Genomic DNA, 23,767 nt, shown 5'->3' on the forward strand with positions numbered 1-23,767 from the left:
ACCGGCCGTCGGACCGGCCGTCGGACCGGCCGTCGAACCGGCCGACGTACCCGGGGAAGGGGACGGGCCCAGGCTCACAGCGTGTGTTCCAGGCGGGACGACACCAGCTTCACGAAGCGGGCCGGGTCGGGGACTTCGCCGCCCTCGGCCAGGAGGGCCAGGCCGTGCAGGAGTTCGGCCGTCTCGGGGAGGGTGGGGGCGTCGGGCGTCGCGGTGTGGGCCTGCTGGAGGGCGGTGACCAGCGGGTGGGCCGGGTTGAGTTCGAGGATGCGCTTGGCGTGCGGGATCTCCTGGCCCATGGCGCGGTAGAGGTTCTCCAGGGCCGGGGTCACGTCGTGGGTGTCGGTCACGACGCAGGCCGGGGAGACGGTGAGGCGGGAGGAGAGGCGGACCTCCTTGACCTGGTCGGCCAGTTGGGCGGCCATCCAGGTCAGCAGGGGGGCGTACTGCTCCTGCTGCTGCTCGCGTTCGGTGTCGGCCTGCTGCTTCTCCTCCTCCGTGCCGAGGTCGACCTCGCCCTTGGCCACGGACCGGAATTCCTTGCCGTCGAACTGCGGGGCGGTGTCGACCCACACCTCGTCGACGGGGTCGGTGAGCAGCAGGACCTCGATGCCGCGGGCCTGGAAGGCTTCCATGTGGGGGGAGTTCTCGATGGTCTGGCGCGACTCGCCGGTCAGGTAGTAGATGTGCTCCTGGCCGTCCTTCATCCGCTCCACGTACTGCGCCAGCGTCGTCGGCTGGTCCTTGTCGTGGGTCGTGGCGAAGGAGGACACACCGAGGATGGCGTCGCGGTTCTCCGGGTCGCCGAGCAGCCCCTCCTTCAGGACACGGCCGAACTCCCGCCAGAAGGTGGCGTACCGCTCGGGGTGCGCGGACATCATGTCCTTGACCGTGGAGAGCACCTTCTTGGCCAGGCGGCGGTGCATGAGCTGGATCTGGCGGTCCTGCTGGAGGATCTCCCGGGAGACGTTCAGCGACAGGTCCTGCGCGTCCACGACGCCCTTGACGAAGCGCAGGTACTGCGGCATCAGTGCTTCGCAGTCGTCCATGATGAACACGCGCTTCACGTAGAGCTGCACGCCGCGCTTGTAGCCCTGGAGGAAGAGGTCCTGCGGGGCGTGGGCCGGGATGAAGAGCAGCGCCTGGTATTCGAAGGTGCCTTCCGCCTGGAGGCGGATGGTCTCCAGCGGGTCGGTCCAGTCGTGGCTGATGTGCTTGTACAGCTCGTGGTATTCCTCGTCGGTCACCTCGTCGCGCGAGCGGGCCCACAGGGCCTTCATCGAGTTGAGGGTCTCCGGCTCGGCCTCGGTGCCGGGGTCCGGCTCCGCATCCGCCTCGGCGTCCGGCTGTTCGGCCGGGCGGGCGGCCATCCTGATGGGCCAGGTGATGAAGTCCGAGTAGCGCTTGACGATCTCCCGGAGCTTCCACGGCGACGTGTAGTCGTACAGCTGGTCCTCGGTGTCGGCCGGCTTGAGCCGCAGCACGATCGATGTGCCCTGCGGTGCGTCGTCCACCGTCTCCACCGTGTACGTGCCCTCGCCGCTGGACGTCCAGCGGGTGCCCTGGCTCTCGCCCGCGCGCCGGGTCAGCAGCGTCACCTCGTCGGCGACCATGAAGCTGGAGTAGAAGCCGACGCCGAACTGGCCGATCAGGCCCTGCGTCGCCGCCGAGGAGTCGCCGGCCTCCTTCAGCTCCCGCAGGAAGGACGCCGTGCCCGAGTTGGCGATCGTGCCGATCAGCTCGACCACCTCGGCACGCGACATGCCGATCCCGTTGTCCCGCACGGTCAGCGTACGGGCCTGCGGGTCGGTCTCCAGGGCGATGTGGAGGTCGGAGACGTCCGCGCCGAGGGAGTCGTCGCGGAGCGCTTCGAGCCGCAGCTTGTCGAGGGCGTCTGAGGCGTTGGAGACGAGTTCGCGCAGGAACACGTCCTTGTTGGAGTAGATCGAGTGGATCATCATCTGCAGAAGCTGGCGCGCTTCCACCTGGAACTCGAACGTCTCGGTCGACATGGTCCGTTGGCCCTTCTGGTCCTTCTGTGTCCTTCTCAGGTCACCAGGGGTGACCGTTACTGACCGCAGCACTGTAGATCAGACGGCGCTCAGCGGCGGGGCCTTCGCAGGGTGACCAGGTCGGCCAGCTCGCGGTCGGTCAGATCGCCGAACGCCGCCTCCCCCGCTCCGAGTACGGCGTCGGCCAGCTCGCGCTTGCGGCGGAGCATGTCGGCGACCCGGTCCTCGACCGTCCCCTCGGCGATGAGCCGGTGCACCTGCACCGGCCGGGTCTGGCCGATGCGGTACGCCCGGTCGGTCGCCTGGTCCTCGACGGCCGGGTTCCACCAGCGGTCGTAGTGGATGACGTGGCCGGCGCGGGTCAGGTTCAGACCCGTGCCCGCGGCCTTGAGGGACAGCAGGAACACCCGGTGCCCGCCCGCCTGGAAGGCGTCGACCAGCTGCTCGCGGCGGCCGACCGGTGTACCGCCGTGCAGGAAGGCCGTGGTGACGCCGCGGCCGGTCAAGTGCCGCTCCAGCAGGCGGCCCATGGCCACGTACTGGGTGAAGACCAGGGCCGAGCCGTCCTCGGCGACGACGGTGTCCAGGAGGTCGTCGAGCAGCTGCAACTTCCCCGAGCGGCCCGGCAGTTTGGCGCGGCCCGCGGGCTCCTTCAGGAAGTGCGCCGGGTGGTTGCAGACCTGCTTGAGCCCCGTGAGCAGCTTCATCACCAGGCCGCGCCGCGCCATGCCGTCGGTGCCCTCGATCTCGGCCATCACCTCGCGGACCAGGGACTCGTAGAGCGACACCTGCTCCCTGGTGAGGGACACGGGCCGGTCGGTCTCGGTCTTGGGCGGCAGCTCCGGCGCGACGCCCGGGTCGGACTTGCGGCGGCGCAGCAGGAAAGGACTTACGAGGGCTGTCAGTTCGCTCGCCGCGCGCTGGTCCCTGTCGCCTTCGACGGCTCGGGCGTAGCGGTCGCGGAAGGCGGGGAGCGTGCCGAGCAGGCCGGGGGTGGTCCAGTCGAGCAGGGCCCACAGCTCGGTGAGGTTGTTCTCGACCGGGGTTCCGGTCAGCGCGACGCGGCCCCTGGAGGGAATCGTGCGCAGGGCCCGCGCGGTGCGGGAGTGCGGGTTCTTGGCGTGCTGGGCCTCGTCGGCGACCAGCAGGCCCCAGGAGCCCGCGGCCGCCAGCAGGTCGGCGTCGCGGCGCATCGTCCCGTAGGTGGTCAGGACGAAACCGGCGCTCTCCGGGGCCGCCGGATCGGGCAGGACGCGGCCCGGGCCGTGGTAGCGGTGGACCGGTGCGGTGGGCGCGAAGCGGCGGACCTCGCGCTCCCAGTTGCCCAGCAGCGAGGCCGGGCAGACCACCAGCGTGGGGCCCGCGGTGGCCGCCTGCTCCTGGCGGCGCAGGTGCAGCGAGATGAGGGTGACGGTCTTGCCCAGGCCCATGTCGTCGGCCAGGCAGCCGCCGAGTCCCAGCGAGGTCATGCGGTGCAGCCAGTCCAGGCCGCGGAGTTGGTAGTCCCGCAGCGTCCCGGCCAGGGCCTCCGGCGGTCCGGGGGAAGCGGGTGCGGTAGGCGGGCCGGGCTCGCGCTCGGGCTCCGCGATACGGGCCCGCAGGTCCGCCAGTACGCCCCCGGCCGTCACCTCCACCCGCTCGCCGTCCACCTCGACGGTGCCGGTCAGCGCCGCGCCCAGGGCGTCGATCGCGGTCAGCGGCGGCCTGCGGCGACGCAGCCGGCGCACCAACCCGGCCTCCACGACCACCCACTGGTCGCGCAGCCGCACGATCGGCCGATGCGTGCCCACGAGCTTCTCCAGCTCGGCCGCGGTGAGTTCCCGCTCGCCGAGCGCGACCCGCCAGCGGAAGTCCAGCACCCCGCCGGACGACAGGAGCGTCTCCGCGGACGACCGCGGGCTCTCGCGTGCCGGCTCCAGGACGCCGGTGGCGGTCAGGCCGCGTACCAGCGACTTCGGCCAGTGCACGGCGATTCCGGCCGCGGACAGCCGCGTTGCCGCCGGGCCGAGCAGGGCCGCCGCCTCCTCGCCGGCCAGCTCGAGACCGCTCGGGGCCGGTGCGGCCAGCAGCCGCTCGGCCGGCGGCCATACGCGGGCGGCCCGGCGCAGCGCCCGCGCCACGTCCGACCGGGCGCGAGGGCCGAACAGTTCGGGCGCCGCGGCCGTACCGGCCCACAGGTCGGCGGCGTCGGTGAGGGCCGCCGGGTCGGCCAGGCTGCGCAGTTGGACGACGACACGGAAGGCGGCGGCTTCGCCGTCCTGCGCGGACGGGTCCAACTCCACGCGCAGGGACACCTCCAGCCCGGGGGCTTCGTCCCCGGCCGGGTCGTCGGCCACGGGCCGCGCCACCGCGATGACCGCCGGGCCGGTCGGCCGGTGCCTGGCGGCAGGCGTACGGGTGAGCGCGTCGGCCACGGCGTCCAGGAACGCCCGCAGCAGCGGCTCCGCCGCCGGGAGCGCGACCGGAGCCGGCTCCCTGCCGGGCCCCGCCCCCGCGAGCGCGGCGATCCGCTCGCGATCGGCGACGTCCAGCGGACCGGCCTCCCAGGCGTCCGCCCCCGCCGGGGTCACCCCCGACCACCCGCCGGGACCCGGCGCCGCGATCGCCGCGATCCGCTCGCGATCGGCGACGTCCAGCGGACCGGCCAGCCACCCGCCCGCCCCCGGCGGCATCGTCGCCGCGAGCGCGGCGATCCGCTCGCGATCGGCGACGTCCAGCGGACCGGCCTCCCAGGCGTCCGCCCCCGCCGGGGTCACCACGGGCAGGACCCGGCCGCGGGCGAGCAGGCTCAGGGCCAGGGTGGCCGCCGCGCCCCAGAAGGTCGTGGCGGCCGATGCCCGGCCGGTGGCGCCGAGGGCGCGGCAGCGGGTGAGCAGCTGCACGGCGTGCTCCACCGGCAGGACGACGGCGCTCACCCGGCGTGCGGAGGCCCCGTCCGGGCCGGCCACCGTGAGCTGCGCCGGCTCGATCCCCAGGTCGGGCGGGTCGCCGTCCGGCGTCCAGAAGGCCACGTGTCCCTCGCGGGGCGGGTCGGCGGGGAGGAACACCGCCTCACCGGCTGCCAGCGCGGGCAGCGCGGCGAGCAGCCGTCCCCGGTCCACGGCGACCGGCTGCGGCACCGCGCCCGGGACGCGGCCGGCGGGGGTGCCCGCCACCGGCCATGAGCGCCCTGCCACGCCACCGCACCTACTCCCGCATCCGTCCCGCCCGGGCCAGGCTAACCGCCGCCACCGACACCCCCGCGCTGCCGCGTCCCCCCGGAAGGCCGTTCCCCCCTGCGCACACGGGCCGCGCGCATGCCGGAGCAGTCCGAGGCGGCAGCCCCGAAGACCGCCAGCCGTCCGCGCGGCGAGGCTCCGGCGGCGTCGCGTCGGGGGAGGCCGGATCGGCGCCGGGCCATTGCGCACCTGGCGGTACGAGCTGATCCGGTACCGCGAGGCCTGCGCGCGTACGCCCGGTTCGGGCGGTTCGTCTATGCGGGCAGGCGCACGCAGCGTAGCTGTGCCCGTTTCCGCCGCGGGCGGCTTCCGGGCGGCTCTAGCGTGCCGGACATGAAGATCGTTCGCACAGTTGTCGCAGTCGCCACCGGAATCGCCGCGATCACGCTCGCCGCGTGCGGCCCGGCGGGGGTATCGGACGCGGGTGGGGCGCCGACCACGAGCACCGTGACGGCCACGACGCCGCCGGCCTCGGCGTCCGCCTCGATATCCCCGTCGGCCTCGCCGACCCCGCCGCCCCCGTCGCCGAGCCCCACCGCGGCCAGGAGGACGAGCGCCCCGCACACGACGAAGCCGAAGGCGCCCGTGCGGCACACCACCGCGCGACCGGTCCACCGGACCACCCCGCCGGCCCGCAAGGCCGCCGTGTGCAGCATCCGTTCCAACGCGGGCAACTGCTACACCGCCGGGCAGTTCTGCAGGAAGGCGGACCTCGGCGCCACCACCACCGACGCCAAGGGCCGATCCATCACCTGCGTCATGGAGTCCGGGCGGCCGCACTGGCACTACTGAGCCGGACAGGCGCTGCCCGAAGGCTGGGCGGCGGCGCGGGCCCGCGCCCCTGACCCGTCTGGCCACGGCGCCGGGCGCGGGGGTGGAGATCTGGCCATGCCAAGCTTCGAGGTCACGCCGAGAGGGACGGTCAGGAACGACCGGACGGCGCCGGAACGGTCAGCCGCATGAGGGCGGACCACTTCCAGCCGTGACGGGTCCCCCGGCAGCGGCTCAGGCGGGGTCCCCGCGGAGCTGGGGGTCGGTGATGCCGCCGGGGCACTCGCGGCGGCGATCCCAGTGCGTCAGCTCGGAACCGGCGCGGTAGGCGCTGTCCAGGAAGCGGAGGGTGGTCGACCACGGGTCGGTGGCCGCGCGCGCGTCGTCGTACATCAGCAGCGCGATGTGGCTGCCGCGGGCCTCCGACCACCGGGCCGCCTCCGGGTGGAGGGGGCGGTCGGGCAGGCCGGGCGGCTCGGGGGCGGTGTAGGAGTAGAAGGCGGGCGCGGGCACGGTGTCGTCGCCGAACCAGAAGCCCGCGCTGATCACCTCGCGCGAGTAGGCCTCACGGGTGACCGGGTCGGCCTCGGCGGGCGGGGTGATCTCGCGCTCGGAGAAGCGGGTCACGGCGATGTCGAAGGTGTGCCAGAAGTGGTGGACCGGGCTGGTCTTGCCGGAGAAGCCGGCCGCGTACTGCTCCAGCAGCAGGTTCACCTGGCTCAGGATCTGCCAGTAGCGGCTGACCGCGGCCTGGTCGTAGCTGCGGTGCTCGCGGTCCTCGGCGAAGGCCCGGCGCGCGTCCGGCAGGTCGTAGGGATACGGGTGCTGCGGCGCCGCGTCGATGTCGAGGGCGACCAGCGCGGTCAGGGTGTCCCGGTAGAAGTCCGCGACCGAGCGCTCGGCCAGCGGGAAGGACGCCTCCCGGCCGGAGAGCGTCCGCACCACGAGGCGGTGCGCGACGAAGTCGAAGTCGATGCAGAAGGCGTCGCCGCCGTGGATCGGGCCCATCGGGCGGGTGGTGATCCCGCGCCCGGTCAGGTGGAACGGCACGTTCCACCAGTGGTTGCGGCGCGGGCTGCCCTCCAGCCGGATCTTGCCGACGATCTGCAGGAAGCGGTGCAGCGTCTCCTTCGTGTCCCGCCACGACTCCAGCGGCAGGGGCGGAAAGACGTCCACATCGCGCTCCAGGGTCGGTGACCTGTCCGTACGGGTGCCCGCCGATCCATCCTGTCCGCCCCGCGGCACGCGCGCCAGCGCGGGGGCGCCGTACGGGGGACGGAAGGGGACGGACCCGCGCGGCGGTGGCGAAGGCCCCGGCGGGGGCGTCCGCGCGGGCCCGGCGGCGTAAATAGGCCGACACGGCACGCACCTCGCGGGCTATTGTCCAGGCACGACGTCTTGCACCTCCCGGTGCGCAGGCCGCGGTTACTTCTTCTGGCGAATCGCCCTCGGGCGAGCGGGGATCGAACCCCGCGATCCGCAGCCGCTTTGATCTCGGGAGGCTCAGCCGCAGGTTCGCCCCCCGGGTGCGGGGGGCGCTGCGGGCTGCGTTCTCCCTCCGTGTCGTCGTGGCTTCCTGATCCCGTGAGGGGGAGATACGTATGTCCCGATTCAATACCCGCCGCCTGCGCGCGGCGGCGGCCGCGTCGCCCGTGCGGAGCACCGGGGAGCGGGTGGCGACCGCGGAGGGGGCGTCGGGATACCGGCGGGATGCCAGGTCGGAGCTGTTCCTGCTGGCGGTCGCCGACTTCGTCGGGACGGACACCTTCTACGAGAAGGGGTCCGACCGCGACGAGCGGTTCCGCGAGCTGGTGCGGGAGTCGGCGGTCGAGGACGCCGAGTGGACGGCGGGGCTGCTGGGTTGGCTGCGCGGCGAGGGCAACATGCGGACGGCCGCGATCGTGGGGGCCGCCGAGTTCGTCCGTGCGCGGCTGGCGGCCGGCGCCGCCGGGGACGGGGTGAGCAACCGGGAGGTCGTCGCGTCGGTGCTGCGGCGGGCCGACGAGCCGGGGGAGCTGCTGGCGTATTGGATGTCGCGCTACGGGCGGCAGGTGCCCAAGCCGGTGAAGCGCGGTGTCGCCGACGCGATCGGCGGGCTGTACACGGAGAAGGCGCTGCTCAAGTACGACTCCGCCGCCGCCGGCTTCCGCTTCGGCGACGTCCTGGAGCTGGTGCACCCGGCGCCGCGGGCGCCCTGGCAGGGGGAGTTGTTCCGGCACGCGATCGACCGGCGGCACGGGCGGGGGGAGTCGATCCCCGAACCGCTGGGCGTCCTGCGGGCGCGGGCCGAGCTGCTGGCCGAACCGGTGGAGCGGCGGCGCGCGTCGGTGCGGGACGCGGCGGCCGGGGAGCGGCTCGCGGCGGCCGGGATGACGTGGGAGGCGCTGGCGGGGTGGTTGCAGGGCCCGATGGACGCGGCCGCCTGGGAGGCGGTCATCCCGTCCATGGGGATCTTCGCCCTGGTCCGCAACCTGCGCAATTTCGACAGGGCCGGTCTCCGCGACGACGTCGCCGAGCAGGTGGCGCGGCGGATCAGCGACCCGCGGGAGGTGGCGGATTCGCGGATGCTGCCCTTCCGGTTCTGGGCCGCGTACAAGCACACCGACTCGCTGCGCTGGGCGCAGGCGCTGGAGCGGGCGGTGAATCTGTCGCTGGCCAACGTGCCGGCCCTGGAGGGCCGTTCGCTGATCCTGGTGGACAGGTCGCTGTCGATGTTCCCCGGCCACTCCTTCTCGACGCCGAACAGCTCGGACATCCCGCTGGCCGAGCAGGCCGCGCTCTTCGGCGCGGCGCTCGCGGTGCGGGCGCAGGCGCCCACGCTGGTCGAGTTCGGGATACGCAACAAGGTCGTCCGCGTGCCGAAGGGCGCCAGCGTGCTGCGGCTGGTGAAGGCCTTCGGGCGGCAGGACGGCACCGACATCCCGTCGGCGGTCAAGGCGCACTTCGCCGGGCACGACCGGGTGGTGGTGATCACCGACGAGCAGACCAGGGCGGGTTGGCTCCCGTCGAACGCCGCCGCCCACGGCGGCATGCCGCCGACCGAGATCGACACGCTCGTGCCGCCCGACGTCCCCGTCTACATGTGGAACATGGCCGGTTACGTCGCCGGCGCGACCCCCTCGGGCCACGGCCGCCGGCACACCTTCGGCGGTCTGACCGACCACGCCTTCCGGATGATCCCGCTGCTGGAGGCGGGCCGCCGCGCCGACTGGCCCTGGCGGTAGGGAGCTTCCGGCCTGCTGCCACACTGTGGTCATGGGGTGGCGAGGGTCGGCCGAGGGTGTGTACGTGGGCGCGGTCGCCGTGCTCGCGCTGCTCGGGTCGGTGCGCGCGGACGGGCACTACTACCTGGCCGCGATCGTGCTGGCGCTGCCGTGCGGCATCGCCGCGGTGGTGGCGATCTACGGCGGCTACGCGCTGCTGTCCGGCGTCGGCGGGCTGTTCGCGTCCCGTACGGTCGCCGACGGCAGCGACGCCGGGTGGCTGACGGCCGGCAGCGGGACGCTGAACGTCCTGGTGCTGACCGCCGCGGCGGTCGGCAACGTGGTGCTGCTCAGGCGGCGCAGGACCCCGGCACGCTAGGGCGTGTCCGCGAAGTCCCGTCTGACCGGCGGGATCTGGCCCACGTACGCCCGCCGCGTCGGAGCGGCGGGCGTACCGCGGGCAGCCGGGGAGGTCAGGTGCCGAAGACCTGGAACTCCCAGAGCGAGTAGCCGTACTGCGTGGTGCGGGCGGTGCCGTTCACCCGGACGTAGCGGCCGGTGCCGGTGACCGGGACGGTCTGGACGCCGCCGGTGCCGGTCGTGGTGCTGTAGACGGTGGTCCAGTTGGCGCCGTCGGCCGAGGTCTGGATCTGGAAGGACTTGGCCGCGGCCGTCTCCCAGTTGAGGACGACCTGGCTGATGGTGTGGCTGGCGCCGAGGTCGACCTGGAGCCACTGCGGGTCGGAGAAGGTGCTCGACCAGCGGGTGCCGGTGTTGCCGTCCACCGCCATGGGGGCGGTGAAGCTGCCGTTCTCCGAGGACGAGGCGGTGGCCGTCTTCCCCTGCGAGAGCAGGGTCGGCGTGCCGCCGGTGCCGCCCGTGCCGCCGCCCGTGGTGCCGCCGGACGACGGGCTGCCGAAGAGGGCGATCTCGTACAGCGAGTCGCCGTACTGCGAGGATCTCGCGGTGGCGTAGACCCTGACGTAGCGGGCGGTCGTCGACAGGTTGGTGTCCTGGATGTCGGCCGGGCTGTTGTTGTTGGTGTAGACGGTGGTCCAGTTGGTCCCGTCGGTGGACGTCTGCAACTGGTAGGCGGACGCTGCCGCCGCCTCCCAGGTCAGGGTCGCGTGGTTGAGGTTGTAGTTCTGGCCGAGGTCGACCTGGAGCCACTGCGGGTCGGAGAAGCCGCTCGACCAGCGGGTGGTGATGTCGCCGTCGGTGGCGTTGGAGGCCGGGAAGGTCGCGCTCTCGTTGGACGAGGACGTGGTCGGCTTGCCCTTGGCGATGTTGGTGCCGTGGTCGGGCGTCTTGTTGTAGACGGCCACGTAGTCGATGTTCATCTGGCCGCCGGAGACGGTGGCCGCGTTGGGACCGCCGCCGAAGGCCGCGGGGAAGCCGCCGCCGATCGCCAGGTCGAAGATGATGTAGAAGCTGTGGTCGACCGCGTTGGCCCAGGCCGCCGCGTCCACCTGGTTGGAGTTGAGCGTGAAGTAGTTGGCGCCGTCCAGGTACCAGCGGATCTGCTCGGGCGAGGTCGAGCGGTCGACCTCCACCGCATAGGTGTGGTAACCGGTCTGGCAGCCGGAGCAGGCGCGCTCGCCGCTGCCGACGCCGCTGGTCTCGTTGCAGGGGCCGCCGGAGCCGACACCGCAGTGCAGGGTGCCGAAGACGGAGCTGCGGCCGTTGATGTCCTCCAGGATGTCGACCTCGCCGGACCCGGGCCACGGCACGCCGACCCGCAGGGGCGAGCCGAGCATCCAGAACGCCGGCCAGTAGCCGGCGCCGTTGGCGGTGGTCACGTTGGGCTGCTGGATCGACGCCTGCATGCGGACGACGCCGCCCGGCTGCGCGCCGAAGCCGTCGGCCTGCGTCTCCACACGGCCCGACGTCCAGTTGGCGGCCGGGTCGGTGCCGGTGTGCAGGGCCTTGAGCACCAGGTGGCCGCTGCCGTCCTGGTAGACGTTGGCCGTGCTGTTGGTCATCGTCTCGATCTCGCCGGTGCCGAAGGTCCAGCCGGCGCCGGCGTCGTAACGCCAGGAGCCGGTGTCCAGACCGGTGTTGGCGGCACCGTTGAAGTCATCGCTCCAGGTGGTGGTGAAGCCGGCCGGTGCGGCGGGGACGGCTGCCGGCTGTACGGCGGCGGGCTGGGCGGCCTGCTGTACGGCGGCGGCCGGCTGGGCCGCGGCCCGGGAGGACGCCGAGCCGTTCGCCGACGCCTGGCCGGAGCCGGCCAGTGTGACGGCCGCCACAGCCGTGGCGGCCAGCAGCCCGATCGCGAACCGCTTGAGCGGCGCACGGCGGCGCAATCGCTTGCCTCTGATCGACATGCGGTCGTACTCCTTCTCCTGTGGGGGGTCGGTACCGCAACTGGCCTTGCCGCGACACCGGTTGGGGGGAGGTGAGAGCGCTCTCAGGAGAGTCTTCCCCCGCCCTCCGCGGTGTCAAGAGAACCGGCAACGTTTACGGAACAAACCCGCTTCCCGAAACGTCCACGAGGTAGGAATCCGCCCGGGACGGCACCCCCGCCGGACCGGGCGGGCACCCGCCGCCACGACCCCGCCGCACCCGCCGCCGGCCCCGGGCCGCACCGCCACCGCCGACCTCCCGCACCCGCCACCGCGAACCCGCCGCACCCCCCGCCGACCCCCGGCGGGCCTCCGACCAGGACCGTAAAGGCGGCCAAAACGGCACCCCGGCTGAAACGCGCCGGGGAATATGGCGTATCAGTCATGCAACAGCCGCAACCGCGGACCCGGGATGCGGTCTCCTAGAGTGCGACCTTTGCGGAAATGGGGAGACACGAGTGATGACGGAGCAGACGGCGGCCGACACCGCCGCCAGGGTGGAGGGGGCCGCCCCCGGCGGCCGGGGGACCTGGAGCGTGCGGGGCCGGCGGGGCAGGCGGGGGCTGATGGCGCTCGCGCTGGGCGCCGTACTGCTCGGCGCCGCGGCCTGCGGGGGGAACGCGGACGCGAACGCCGGCTCGCAGCAGGACGGGAAGGCCGGGTCGTCGAAGGGCGCCGCCACGCCCGACGGCTCGCAGGCAACCGTCACGGTGCTGCCCGGTGACGGTGCCACCGGTGTGGACACCACGGGCGCGCTCCAGGTCTCGGCAGCCAAGGGCAAGCTGACCAAGGTCGCCGTGACCGCGAAGGACGGCACCGCGGTCGACGGCGCGATATCCGCCGACGGCCTCAGCTGGACGCCGAAGGGCAACCTGCGGACCGGCACGCAGTACAGCGTCGCCGCGACCGCCACGGACAGCGCGGGCAAGGCCGCCAGCCGGCAGTCGACCTTCACCACCCTGAAGCCGGCGGCCTCCGCCGCCAACTACGGCATCTTCAACGTCGAGCAGGGCGCGACGTACGGCGTGGGCATGGAGGTCTCGATCCGCTTCGGCAAGGCGGTCACCCACCAGGCCGACGTCCGCCACGCGATCTCCGTCACCACCACTCCCAGCGTCCCGGTCGAGGGCCACTGGTTCGGCTCCCAGCGCATCGACTTCCGCCCCGAGCAGTACTGGGCACCCGGCACCAAGGTCACGCTGCACCTCAAGCTCGACGGCGTGAAGACGTCCAAGACCTCCTATGGGGCGCAGTACAAGGACGTGTCGTTCACCATCGGCCGCTCGCAGACGTCCGTCGCCGACAACACGTCGAAGACGCTGAAGATCTACCGCGACGGCAAGCTCTTCAAGACCTTCCCTGCCACGCTCGGTGACGCCGAGCACACCACCTACAACGGCAAGATGGTGATCGAGAGCAAGGAGCCGGTGGTGGACATGGACTCCCAGTCCGTGGGGCTCGGCAACGCCTACCACATCAAGGACGTCCCGCACGGCATGCGGCTGTCGGACTCCGGCACCTACACGCACGGCAACTACTGGCGCCCGTTGTCCACCTTCGGCCACGTGAACGCCAGCCACGGCTGCGTCGGCCTGCACGACGTCAAGGGCGGCGGCGACCCGAGCACCCCGGCCGCCTGGTTCTACAACCACTCGCTGATCGGCGACGTGGTCCAGGTCGTCAACTCCCCGGACAAGGTGATCTCGCCGGACAACGGCATCAACGGGTGGAACATGGCGTGGTCGCAGTGGGTCGAGCACTGATCCGCCCCCGGTGACGCACGACGCCTGAGACCCCGGCGCACAGGACGCAGCACCCAGGAGCCCGGCAGGCCCCGACCGCTCGCACCGCGGTCGGGGCCTGCCGCCTGTCCGGCTACGGACGCGGGCCGTACACGTACGCCTGCTCCTTGCGGCGGCCCGGCAGTGCCAGGAAGCCGAGTCCCACGACGAGCAGGATGCCGCCGGCCACCAGCAGGACCAGGCTGAAGGCGGCCGGGAAGTCGCCGGTGCCTCCCGTGCCGTCCGTGCCGCCGTGCAGGCGGCCGAAGAAGAGGACGCCGGACAGCGCCACGCCGAAGGTGATGCCGAGCTGCTGCACGGTGTTGAGCATGCCCGAGGCCGCGCCCGCGTCGCCGCTGCCGACCTGGCCGAGCAGCAGGTCGAGGGTGGGCGCGATGACCATGCCGAAGCCCGCCCCCGCCACCACCTGCACGGCGGCGATCTGCCAGGTGGCGAGGCCGGTGCCGTAGTGCCACACCAGCCAGCCGAAGGCGAGGAAGCCGGCCGCGTTGACGAGCGCGCCGAGCACCAGGACCGTACGGCCCAGGCGCGGCACCAGCTTGGCGGGCGCATTGCCGGCGCCTGTCCCGACGCCGACGGCGAAGGTGGCGGCGGCCAGGCCCGCGTGCAGCGGCGTCCAGCCGAGGCCCTGCTGCAGGAACAGCGTCCAGGTGAAGAAGAAGCCGCCCGAGACGGTCCAGAACAGCCACCACATGCCCATGCCGACGGAGAAGGCGCGGGAGCGGAAGACGGCGAAGTCGACCAGCGCCGAGCCGACGCGGGCGAACCGGCGCCGCTCGTAGCCGACGAAGACGGCGAGCAGCACCGCGGCCCCGGCCATCATCGCCAGCGTCCACGCGGGCCAGCCGAGCGAGCGCCCCTCGGTCAGCGGGTAGACCAGCAGCGTGACCGCGGTGAGCGCGAGCAGCATGCCGGGCACGTCGAGTTCCGGCACGCGGGGGGCACGCGATTCGCGGATGACGATCCCGCCGGCGATCAGGGCCGCGACGCCGACGGGGACGTTGACCAGGAAGATCGGCCGCCAGTGCAGGCCGAACAGGTCCCACTGCACGATCACGCCCCCCAGCGCCAGCCCGAGGACGGCCGAGGAGCCGGTCACCGCGCCGAAGACGCCGACGGCCTTCGCGCGTTCCGCCGGTGGGAAGGTCACCCGGAGGATGGCGAGGATCTGGGTCACCATCAGCCCCGCGAAGGCGCCCTGGGCGAGCCGGGCGGCGATGAGCATGCCGGGGCCGGTCGACAGCCCGCAGCACAGCGAGGTGAGCGTGAACCCCGCCATGCCGACGGTGAAGACGCGTTTGCGCCCGTATATGTCGCCCAGCTGGCCGCTGAGGATCAGCAGGGCGGCGAAGGACAGGACGTAGGCCGCGACGATCCACTCGATCTGCACGTAGCGGGCGTGCAGGTCCTGCTGGACGCTCGGCGCGGTGACGTTGACGACGGTGGAGTCGACCAGGTCCATGAAGCCGGCCACCAGGACGACGGCGAAGGCGAGCCGGCGGCGCGGGTCGGGGGGCGGCGCGGTGTCGCTGCCGGATGACGGGGAGGTCGCGGTGGGAGGGATGCCTGGTGACGGGGAGGTCGCGGTCGACGGGACGGTGTCAGGGGTGCCCTGAGTGCCATGAGTCACCCGGCCAGTATGCACATGAGGTGACTATCACTCAAGGTGATATTCATGGCGGCTATGCTGGTCATGTGAAGACGCAGCCGCTCATCGGGCACCCCGCGTGCCTGCTCACCCAGCTCGACGTCCACGTCCAGCAGCAGGTCACCGCCCTGCTGGCACCGCTGGGCATCCACCCGCGCCACTTCGGCATGCTCAGCCTGCTCAGCGGGCAGGACGGCCTCACCCAGCACCAGCTGTGCGGACCGCTGAACATCCACCGCAACGTGATGGTCGACCTGGTCGACGAGCTGGAGGAGCGCGGCCTGGTCGAGCGCCGGCGGCACCCCACCGACCGCCGCGCGCACGCGCTGCACCTGCTGCCGGCCGGCCGGCAGCTGCACGCCGAGGCCGACGTGCTGCTCGACCGCTTCGAGGCCAGACTGCTCGGCGGTCTCGACGTGGACGAGGCGGCGGCCTTCGTGAGCCTGCTGCAGCGCGTCTGCGCGGACGCCGGGCTGAGCGACACCGTCCATCCGGGTGTGACGGGGACCGGCGTGGCGCCGGGCGCGGGGCTCGCGCGGGCGTGAAATGCTGCCGCAGGCCCGGTAGGATTCCTTGTGCGGCCGGGCCAAGCCCGGCGCATCCCCCAAGAGGTGTACGTGCCCCCTGAACCCCCGCCGCGGGCCGCCGACCGGCTGAACGACGACGACTACCCGGCGTACACGATGGGCCGCGCCGCAGAGATGATCGGCGCCACCCCCAGTTTCCTGCGGGCCATCGGTGAGGCCCGGCTGATCACCCCGCTGCGATCCGAGGGCGGCCACCGCCGCTACTCGCGCTACCAGCTGCGCATCGCCGCCAGGGCGCGCGAGCTGGTCGACTCCGGTACGCCGATCGAGGCCGCGTGCCGGATCGTGATCCTGGAGGACCAGCTGGAGGAGGCCAGGCGGCTCAACGAGGAGATGCGCGGCCGGCAGCCGGCCGGCGAGCGCCGCCCCGACAGCGGCGCCTGAGTATTTCTGTGCCCGCCACGGCAGAAATTGTCGGAACCCCCGCGGAGGGTTTATGGCACGGCGGGCTCAGCGAAATGACATCCCGCGCCTGCCCGGTTGCGCCGTGCTACGGTGGAAGCAGTTGCAGTCGTGGTTCCCAAAGGCTTGATTCCGGTGCAGTTCTCCGGACGGGGTAATCATCTCGGCGACACCGGGTTTGCGCAGTGCGGGCCCGGCGGTATTGCCCCAAGGAGAATTAAGAAATATGGCTACTGGCACCGTGAAGTGGTTCAACGCGGAAAAGGGCTTCGGCTTCATCGAGCAGGACGGCGGCGGCGCCGACGTCTTCGCCCACTACTCCAACATCGCTGCCTCCGGCTTTCGTGAGCTGCAGGAAGGCCAGAAGGTGACCTTCGACGTCACCCAGGGCCAGAAGGGCCCGCAGGCCGAGAACATCGTTCCCGCCTGACGTACCCCGCATCAGCACATCCGGGTCCGCACCTTCGGGTGCGGACCCGGGTTCGTGTTTCCGGCCCGTTCCTGCAATTCCCCGGCGCCGCGGCCCGCACTCGTACAGGCATTCGTACGCGTACGGACTCGGACCGCCGCACCCCGGGAATTCCTCGATACGCGCCGCATCGAGGAAAGGCTTGCATGAATCGTCAGGCTCGTGACACCGATCGATATTCCAGGACCTCGCGCGGAGCGCGCGGAGCAGGCGGTACGCGCGGCTCCGGCGGCGCGGGCTCCGGCTCGGGTGGCGCCCGCGGCGGCGGCTACGGCCGCACCGGCGGCGGTAGCCCGCAGCGCTCCGGCTCCCGTCCCGGCGGCGGCGCCACCCGGCAGGGCGAATTCGCCATGCCGGTCACCCTCACCCCGGCGCTGCCCGCGGTCGCGGCCTTCGCCGAGCTGCGGATACCCCTCCCGGTACTGAAGGTCCTCACCGCCCAGGGCGTGACGGAGCCCTTCCCGATCCAGGCGGCCACCCTGCCCAACACCCTCGCCGGGCGCGACGTGCTCGGCCGGGGACGCACCGGTTCCGGCAAGACGCTGGCCTTTGGGCTCGCGCTGCTGGTCCGCACCGCCGAGGTCGGCCGCAAGGCCGAGCCGCGCCGCCCGCTCGGCCTGGTCCTGGTCCCGACCAGGGAACTGGCCCAGCAGGTCACCGACGCCCTCACCCCGTACGCGCGCACGCTGCAGCTGCGGCTCACCACCGTGGTCGGCGGCATGTCCATCGGCCGGCAGACGACGGCGCTGCGGCGCGGCGCCGACATCGTGATCGCCACGCCCGGCCGGCTCGCCGACCTGATCGAACGCGGCGACTGCCGGCTGGACGAGGTCGGCATCACCGTGCTCGACGAGGCCGACCAGATGGCCGACATGGGCTTCATGCCGCAGGTCACCAAGCTGCTGGACCAGGTACGCCCGCAGGGGCAGCGGATGCTGTTCTCGGCGACCCTGGACCGCAATGTCGACCTGCTGGTCAAGCGCTACCTGCACGACCCGGTCGTGCACTCCGTCGACCCGGCGGCCGGCGCGGTCACCACGATGGCGCACCACGTGCTGCACGTGCACGACGCCGACAAGTACGCCACCACCACGGAGATCGCCGCCCGCGACGGGCGGGTGCTGCTCTTCCTGGACACCAAGCACGCGGTGGACCGGCTCACCACGCACCTGCTCAACAGCGGGGTGCGGGCCGCGGCCCTGCACGGCGGCAAGTCCCAGCCGCAGCGCACCCGCACGCTGGCCCGCTTCAAGACCGGCGACGTCACCGCGCTGGTGGCCACGAACGTCGCGGCCCGCGGCATCCACATCGACGACCTCGACCTGGTCGTCAACATCGATCCGCCCAGCGACCACAAGGACTACCTGCACCGGGGCGGCCGTACGGCCCGCGCGGGCGAGTCCGGCAGCGTGGTCACCCTGGTGCTGCCGCACCAGCGCCGTGAGATGGCCCGGCTGATGGCCGCCGCAGGCATCACCCCGGAGGTCACGCAGGTCCGTTCGGGCGAGGCGGCGCTGACGCGCATCACCGGCGCGCAGGCCCCGTCCGGCGTCCCGGTCCCCGCGACCCCGGCACCCGCGTCGGCCACGTCCGCCCGGCCGGCCCGCTCCTCCCGCCCCGGGCGCCGTCCCGCACGCCGTAGGTCCTGAACGTCCCCCTCTCTCGAACTCTGCGGAGGCACCATGCGCTGCGTCATCGCCCGCTTCTCTTTCGACCTCATCAAGGACGAGGTCGAGAAGTCCATGAGCGGGGTCAAGCCGGAGCCCGTCACCGAGGCGTCCGTGACGATCGGCCGCAAGCAGTACCCGATCAAGCAGGTCGGCGCGATCATCACCGGCCAGGACCGCCGTGACTTCACCACCACCGAGGTCGTCCGCGCCCTGACCCGTCTCGGCTTCACCTGTCACCCGGCCCCGACGACGACCCCGACACTCTGACGGCTGCCCGTCACCCGCCCCCGCCGGCCGCCCGCCGGTGGGGGCTTGTCGCGTTCGCGGCCCCGCAAGGTCACCGGTCGCGGGGGATCAGCTCGCGCAGGTCGGCGAAGACGCGGTCGTGTGCCGCGGCGGCCACCGCGGAGGTCAGATCCATGTTCTGGATGAAGCCGTGCGGCAGGCCGGCTTCGCGGCGGTGGCGTACGGGGACGCCGGCGGCGGCGAGGCGCCGGGCGTAGGCGTCGCCCTCGTCGCGCAGGGCGTCGTGCTCGGCGGTGACGACCACGGCGGGCGGCAGGCCGGTGAGGTCGGGGGCGTGCAGGGGGCTCGCGGCGGCGCGGGCGGCCGGGTCGGGGACGTAGGACGCGGCGAAGAAGGCGAGCTCGTCGGCGTCGAGGCCGTATCCGGTGCCCTTCTCGGTGATCGACGGCCGGGTGAGGGTCAGATCGGTGTTGGGGCAGATCAGCGCCTGGAGGGCGGGCAGCGGGCCGCCGGTGTCCCGCAGGGCGAGGCAGGCGGCGGCCGCGAGGAAGCCGCCCGCGCTGTCCCCGGCGACCGCGGCGGGCCGCGCCTGGCGCAGTACGGCGACGGCGTCGTCCAGCGCGGCGGGGTGCGGGTGCTCGGGCGCGAGCCGGTAGTCGACGGCCAGCACGTCGACGTCGCAGGCGCGGGCGATACGGCGGCAGGTGCGGTCGTGGGTGTCCAGGTCGCAGAAGACGAAGCCGCCGCCGTGCAGGAAGACCAGCAGCGGCAGCCCGTCGCCGCCCGGCCGGTAGCGGCGCACCGGCACCCCGCCGGGCCCGGTGAGGTCCTCGACGGCGGCCATCTCCGGCCCCTTGGGGCGGTCACGGCGGCGCTCGCGGGCGCCGTCGCGCAACTGGGTGAGGAAGTCGGGCGGCAGCATGCGGATCAGCATCCCAGACCCGCCGGCGGACACGTCGGGGCGCGGGCCGCAGACCCGCCGGCGTCACCCGCACCAGGCGGGCTGCGGGCACGTCAGCGCGCGGCCCGCGGCCTCGCTGGGGACCATGTCAGCGCGCGGCCCGCAGAACCCGACAGGCACGTCAGCGCGCGGCTCGCAGCCCCCCGGCGGGCACGTCAGCGCGCGGGCCGCAGGCCCGACAGCGTCACCCGCACCAGGCGGTGCACCGCCGCCTTCGACGGCAGGCCGCGGGCGCCGGCCGTGGCGGCCAGGCAGAAGCGGGCCAGCTCGGCGGCGGGGACGTCGGTGCGCAGGTCACCGGTCGCGGCGGCCGCCGCGATCAGGGCGGTGAGGAAGTCGGTGAGGTGCTGCTCGGCCCGCGGGACGTGGCCGCCGCGGTGCGTCACGGCCGCGAGTGCGTGCACCGGGTGCTCGTACTGGATCAGGGCGTACGCGTCGAGGACCGCGGCGAGGCGGCCCGCCGGGTCGCCGGGGGTGGCCGGGGCGGCGGTGAGCTTCGCGAGGTGCGCGCCGACCTGGCGCTCGTGCCAGGCGGCCAGGATGGACTCGACGTCGGGGAAGTACTTGTAGAGCGTGGCCCTGCCGATGCCGGTGCGCTCGGCGATCTGCGACATCGTCACGCCGGTGAGCCCGCGCTCGGCGACCAGCGCTGCCGTGGTGTCCATCGTGGCGTCCCTGACCGCGGTGCGGTGCGCCTCGATCGTCTCGTTCCACAGTTTCGGCACATCCGCAGTGTAGGTGCTGCACGACGACCGTTCTATGACGTAATGAGTCAACGGCGACAAAGCGTCTCGATAACCGAGGGAGCCTCCGCACGCGGCGGACCGCCCCGCGAGTCGCCCGCGGCGTCGGCCTCCTCGCCTTCTTCGTCGTTCTCCGCCCCCACCGGTGCCGTCGGTGCCGGGTCGCCCGGCAACACCCTGTCCGACCTGGGCTTTCACCGGTGACGGGCCGCCAGAGTGCGGAGTGTCGCGGCCAGGACGGCGCAAGCCGAATCCCAAGGGATGGTAAACATCGCACACCCGGTCGCAACATCCCCCCGCCACAGCTGATACAAAGCTCTGCTGGCAGTTTCAGGATGTGGGGGAGCCGGCCGCTCCCTCACACGGTGATACCGCCTGGGGGGTCTCGAACATCCGGCGCCGACGCCCGCTTGGGGGAGCGGAATGGCAGCCAGGGGGGGAACCGACCGCTTCTTCGCCGCCGTCCGTCGTGACGGTACGGCGTGCCACCCAGGTATCGCCTTGCCCGCTCGGCCTGTTGACGTGTATTCGAAGGAGACTGTGCATGGGCATATCTGCCCGCGAAGAGGCATCCCTGATGCCGCGGGGGGCCGTCACGCCATCCCGCCGCAGAACCGCGTTGTTCGGCGGCGTGGTCGCCGCCACGGCGGTCGCCATGATCGCCGCGACCGCCCCGGCCGCCATGGCCGACACCGCTCCCGCAGCGCCGCTGCAGCGCCTCGGTGCGACGCCGACGCTGCCGCACGGCGCCGTGCGGACCGGCACTCCGGCGGACAGCACCGCGCTCGATCTGAGCGTCGTGCTGGCACCCCGGGACCCCGCGGCCCTGACGAAGTTCGTCACGGACGTGTCGACCCCCGGCTCGCCGCTGTACCACCACTACCTCAAGACCGGTGAGTTCGGCCCCACCTTCGGGCCGGCCGCCGCCACCGTGCAGAAGGTGCGCGGCGCGCTCCAGGCCCAGGGTCTCCACCCGGGTGCCCTGGCGGCCGACGGCATGACCGTCCCGCTGCACACCACGGTCGGCGCCGCGGCCAAGGCGTTCCGCACCGGCTTCACGAGCTACCGGACGGCCGACGGCCGCACCGCGGTGTCCAACACCGCCGCGCCCGCCGTCGAGGGCGATGTCGCCTCCTCGATCACCGCGGTGACCGGCCTGAGCACGCTCTCCGTGGTGAAGCCGCACTACACGGCCGCCACCAAGCGGGTCGTCGCGCCGAAGTCCACCGCCGGCGGCACGGCCCAGCCGCACATGGCCGGCAAGACGCCGGCGCTGTGCAGCAGCATCAGCAGCCTGCTGTCGCAGTACGGCCTCGCCGACACCCGCGACTACTGGAGCGCGGGCAAGCTGGCGAGCACGTACGGCATGGCCAACGAGCCGAACGTCGGTACCGGCGTGACCGTCGGCATCTTCGAGCTGGAGAACTACAGCACGAAGGACATCGCGGCCTACCAGTCCTGCTACGGCACCAAGGTGCCGGTCAGCGCGGTCAAGGTGGACGGCGGCCCGAAGTACGCGGCCGACGCCGACCTCGGGTACGGCGTCGAGTCGGCGCTGGACATCGAGGACGTCATCGGCCTGGTGCCGCAGGCGTCCGTCGTGGTCTACCAGGGTGTGGACGCCGAGAACGCCACCTGGCAGAACGTGCTGAACGTCTACAACAAGATGGTCACCGACAACCGCGCCCAGGTCATCTCGACCAGCTGGGGCGGCTGCGAGCCGGACACCCCGGCGTCCTTCATGGACGCCGAGAACGCGATCTTCCAGCGTGCGGCGGCCCAGGGCCAGACCGTCACCGCCGCGAGCGGTGACAACGGCTCCGCCGACTGCTGGTACGACGTGGACGGCGACGGCGTCAACGACGACCCGCACGGCACCTCCGTGGCCACCGACGACCCGGCGAGCCAGCCGTACGTCCTCGGCGTCGGCGGTACGAGCATGACCGGCTCCGAGTCGGCCGCGGCCGTCTGGAACAGCCTCGACGGCGCCACCGGCGGCGGTGTCTCGCAGCACTTCGCGCTCGACGCCACGACCGGCTACCAGGCCGGGGTGAACGGCCCCGGTTACGCCGACGGCTGCGCCGCGGGCGCCACCGGCAAGTGCCGCCAGGTCCCTGACGTGTCGGCCCTGGCCGACCCGCTCACCGGCTACCTGCTCGCCAACGGGCAGGACGACACCGGCGGTCAGTACTGGACCATCATCGGCGGCACCAGCGGTGCCTCCCCGACCTGGGCGGCGCTCATCGCCCAGGCCGACCTCGACCTGTCCTGCCAGGCCGACGGCCCGGTGGGCTTCGTCAACCCGGCCCTCTACAAGCTGCCGGCGACCGCCTTCCGCGACATCACCAGCGGCAGCAACTACCTGTCGTACACCGGAGTCCCGTCCGGCGACTACTCGGCCGCCGCGGGCTACGACCTGACCACCGGTCGGGGCACCCCGCACGCCCGCAGCATCATCCCGACGCTGTGCAAGTCCGTCGCCCAGCAGCCGGCCGGCACCTTCACCTCGGTGAACCCGGCGCGCATCCTGGACACCCGCTACGCGATCGGCCGCACCGGCACCACGCCGGTCGCCGCCAACTCCGCTGTGTCGCTGCAGATCGCCGGCAGCGTCGGCGGGACCGTCCCGGCGTCCGGCGTCACCGCGGTCGTGCTGAACGTGACCGCCACGGCGCCGACCGCGACCGGTCACCTGACCGCGTACCCGGGCGGCACCACCCGTCCCACCTCCTCCAACCTCAACTGGTTGAAGGGGCAGACGATCCCGAACCTGGTCATCGTGCCGGTGGGCGCGGACGGCAAGGTCAACCTGTACAACGCGAGCAGCGGCACGGTGCACTTCGTGGCCGACGTCTTCGGCTACTACTCCACCGCGACCGGCGGCGCCACGTACAACCCGGTCGGCCCGGCCCGCGTGCTGGACACCCGGTCCAAGATCGGCGTCGGCACCACGAAGCCGGTCGCGGCCAACTCGGCGGTCGAGCTGACCGTCGCGGGCGCCGGCGGCGTCCCGGCCACCGGTGCCACGGCTGTCGTGCTGAACGTCACCGCGACCGCGCCGACCGCCACCGGTCACCTGATCGCGTACCCGAGCGGTACCACCCGCCCCTCCTCGTCGAACATCAACTGGCTGAAGGGGCAGACCACTCCGAACCTCGTGGTCCTTCCGCTGGGCGCCAACGGCAAGGTCGACCTGTACAACGCCAGCAACGGCACGGTGCACTTCGTGGCCGACGTCTTCGGCTACTACTCCACCGCGACCGGCGGCACGTCCTTCCACGCCGCCGGCCCGAGCCGGGTGCTCGACACCCGCTACGGGGTGGGCGCCCCGAAGGTCGGTCCGCTGACCTCGACCGGCTCCCTCTCGCTGAACCTGGCCGACGGCAACGTCCTCGCCAACGCCAAGGCCGTGGTGCTGAACGTCACCGTCGCCGACAGCACCAGCGGCGGTGTCCTCACCGTGTGGCCCGACGGGAAGACCCTCCCGACGTCGTCCAACCTCAACTGGACGAAGGGGCAGATCGTGGCGAACCTCGTGACCGTCCCGGTCGTCAACGGGAAGATCGACTTCCACGTCAACGCGGGTTCCGTCGACGTGATCGCGGACCTCTTCGGCTACTACACCAGCTGACGGGCCCGGATCACCCGATCCACCGAAGGGCCCCGCCCCCGCTCGAAAGAGCGGGGGCG

17 protein-coding genes are annotated in these 23,767 nt (G+C 72.8%); 10 read left to right on the forward strand and 7 right to left on the reverse strand.

The window, feature by feature from the left end; genetic code table 11:
* Window positions 1-74: 74 nt before the first annotated feature.
* Both htpG and BUE44_RS07085 read right to left on the reverse strand, forming a co-directional pair.
* Window positions 75-2,012, reverse strand: a complete 1,938-nt coding sequence (htpG, locus tag BUE44_RS07080) for a molecular chaperone HtpG (protein WP_073494954.1) — start codon at window positions 2,010-2,012, stop codon at window positions 75-77.
* A gap of 89 nt (window positions 2,013-2,101) precedes the next feature.
* A complete protein-coding gene (locus BUE44_RS07085) occupies window positions 2,102-5,188 on the reverse strand; it encodes a DEAD/DEAH box helicase (RefSeq protein WP_407640006.1) in 3,087 nt (1,028 codons plus the stop codon).
* 375 nt (window positions 5,189-5,563) lie between these two features.
* Between BUE44_RS07085 and BUE44_RS37035 the strand changes: the two genes are divergently transcribed.
* Window positions 5,564-6,022, forward strand: a complete 459-nt coding sequence (locus BUE44_RS37035; RefSeq protein ID WP_143172480.1) for a hypothetical protein — start codon at window positions 5,564-5,566, stop codon at window positions 6,020-6,022.
* Between the two features lie 213 nt (window positions 6,023-6,235).
* On the opposite strand, the gene BUE44_RS07095 is transcribed toward BUE44_RS37035, so the two are convergent.
* The gene (locus BUE44_RS07095; RefSeq protein ID WP_073494958.1) at window positions 6,236-7,177 is read right to left on the reverse strand and encodes a DUF5996 family protein; all 942 of its coding nucleotides are present in this window, start codon (window positions 7,175-7,177) and stop codon (window positions 6,236-6,238) included.
* Between the two features lie 425 nt (window positions 7,178-7,602).
* On the opposite strand from BUE44_RS07095, the gene BUE44_RS07100 reads away from it, so the two are divergent.
* Together BUE44_RS07100 and BUE44_RS07105 are read left to right on the forward strand one after the other, a co-directional pair.
* Window positions 7,603-9,225 carry a TROVE domain-containing protein gene (locus BUE44_RS07100; protein ID WP_073494960.1) on the forward strand — a complete coding sequence of 541 codons (1,623 nt, stop codon included), beginning with the start codon at window positions 7,603-7,605 and terminating at the stop codon, window positions 9,223-9,225.
* A 31-nt stretch (window positions 9,226-9,256) separates the two neighbouring features.
* Window positions 9,257-9,583 carry a hypothetical protein gene (locus BUE44_RS07105; RefSeq protein WP_143172481.1) on the forward strand — a complete coding sequence of 109 codons (327 nt, stop codon included), beginning with the start codon at window positions 9,257-9,259 and terminating at the stop codon, window positions 9,581-9,583.
* Window positions 9,584-9,677: 94 nt separating this feature from the next.
* Here the strand turns inward: BUE44_RS07105 and BUE44_RS07110 are convergent, their stop codons facing one another.
* Window positions 9,678-11,531 carry a galactose-binding domain-containing protein gene (locus BUE44_RS07110; protein ID WP_079189542.1) on the reverse strand — a complete coding sequence of 618 codons (1,854 nt, stop codon included), beginning with the start codon at window positions 11,529-11,531 and terminating at the stop codon, window positions 9,678-9,680.
* Between the two features lie 479 nt (window positions 11,532-12,010).
* Between BUE44_RS07110 and BUE44_RS07115 the strand changes: the two genes are divergently transcribed.
* The gene (locus BUE44_RS07115; protein ID WP_079189543.1) at window positions 12,011-13,312 is read left to right on the forward strand and encodes a L,D-transpeptidase; all 1,302 of its coding nucleotides are present in this window, start codon (window positions 12,011-12,013) and stop codon (window positions 13,310-13,312) included.
* A gap of 112 nt (window positions 13,313-13,424) precedes the next feature.
* Here the strand turns inward: BUE44_RS07115 and BUE44_RS07120 are convergent, their stop codons facing one another.
* Window positions 13,425-14,981, reverse strand: a complete 1,557-nt coding sequence (locus BUE44_RS07120; RefSeq protein ID WP_235001949.1) for an MFS transporter — start codon at window positions 14,979-14,981, stop codon at window positions 13,425-13,427.
* Between the two features lie 65 nt (window positions 14,982-15,046).
* Here BUE44_RS07120 and BUE44_RS07125 point away from each other — a divergent pair, with 65 nt between their 5' ends.
* The 5 genes from BUE44_RS07125 (at window position 15,047) to BUE44_RS07145 (ending at window position 18,394) form a co-directional block, all read left to right on the forward strand.
* Window positions 15,047-15,544, forward strand: coding sequence for a MarR family winged helix-turn-helix transcriptional regulator (locus BUE44_RS07125; protein ID WP_073494965.1), 498 nt, complete (start codon window positions 15,047-15,049; stop codon window positions 15,542-15,544).
* 72 nt (window positions 15,545-15,616) lie between these two features.
* Entirely contained in the window at window positions 15,617-15,970 is a 354-nt protein-coding gene (locus BUE44_RS07130) for a MerR family transcriptional regulator (protein ID WP_073495419.1), read from the forward strand.
* Between the two features lie 244 nt (window positions 15,971-16,214).
* A complete protein-coding gene (locus tag BUE44_RS07135) occupies window positions 16,215-16,418 on the forward strand; it encodes a cold-shock protein (RefSeq protein WP_073494967.1) in 204 nt (67 codons plus the stop codon).
* 185 nt (window positions 16,419-16,603) lie between these two features.
* Window positions 16,604-18,106, forward strand: a complete 1,503-nt coding sequence (locus BUE44_RS07140) for a DEAD/DEAH box helicase (protein WP_073494969.1) — start codon at window positions 16,604-16,606, stop codon at window positions 18,104-18,106.
* Window positions 18,107-18,139: 33 nt separating this feature from the next.
* Window positions 18,140-18,394: an SCO5918 family protein gene (locus tag BUE44_RS07145; protein WP_073494971.1), complete on the forward strand. Its 255-nt coding sequence runs from the start codon at window positions 18,140-18,142 to the stop codon at window positions 18,392-18,394.
* Window positions 18,395-18,464: 70 nt separating this feature from the next.
* Here the strand turns inward: BUE44_RS07145 and BUE44_RS07150 are convergent, their stop codons facing one another.
* Together BUE44_RS07150 and BUE44_RS07155 are read right to left on the reverse strand one after the other, a co-directional pair.
* Window positions 18,465-19,295 (reverse strand): alpha/beta hydrolase, encoded by an 831-nt coding sequence (locus tag BUE44_RS07150; protein ID WP_079189569.1) that lies wholly within the window; start codon window positions 19,293-19,295, stop codon window positions 18,465-18,467.
* Window positions 19,296-19,489: 194 nt separating this feature from the next.
* Window positions 19,490-20,059 carry a TetR/AcrR family transcriptional regulator gene (locus BUE44_RS07155; RefSeq protein WP_073494973.1) on the reverse strand — a complete coding sequence of 190 codons (570 nt, stop codon included), beginning with the start codon at window positions 20,057-20,059 and terminating at the stop codon, window positions 19,490-19,492.
* 562 nt (window positions 20,060-20,621) lie between these two features.
* Here BUE44_RS07155 and BUE44_RS07160 point away from each other — a divergent pair.
* Window positions 20,622-23,708, forward strand: coding sequence for a S53 family peptidase (locus BUE44_RS07160; protein WP_079189545.1), 3,087 nt, complete (start codon window positions 20,622-20,624; stop codon window positions 23,706-23,708).
* Window positions 23,709-23,767: the final 59 nt, after the last annotated feature.

This window comes from Actinacidiphila paucisporea (genome assembly GCF_900142575.1).
Taxonomy (GTDB): domain Bacteria; phylum Actinomycetota; class Actinomycetes; order Streptomycetales; family Streptomycetaceae; genus Actinacidiphila; species Actinacidiphila paucisporea.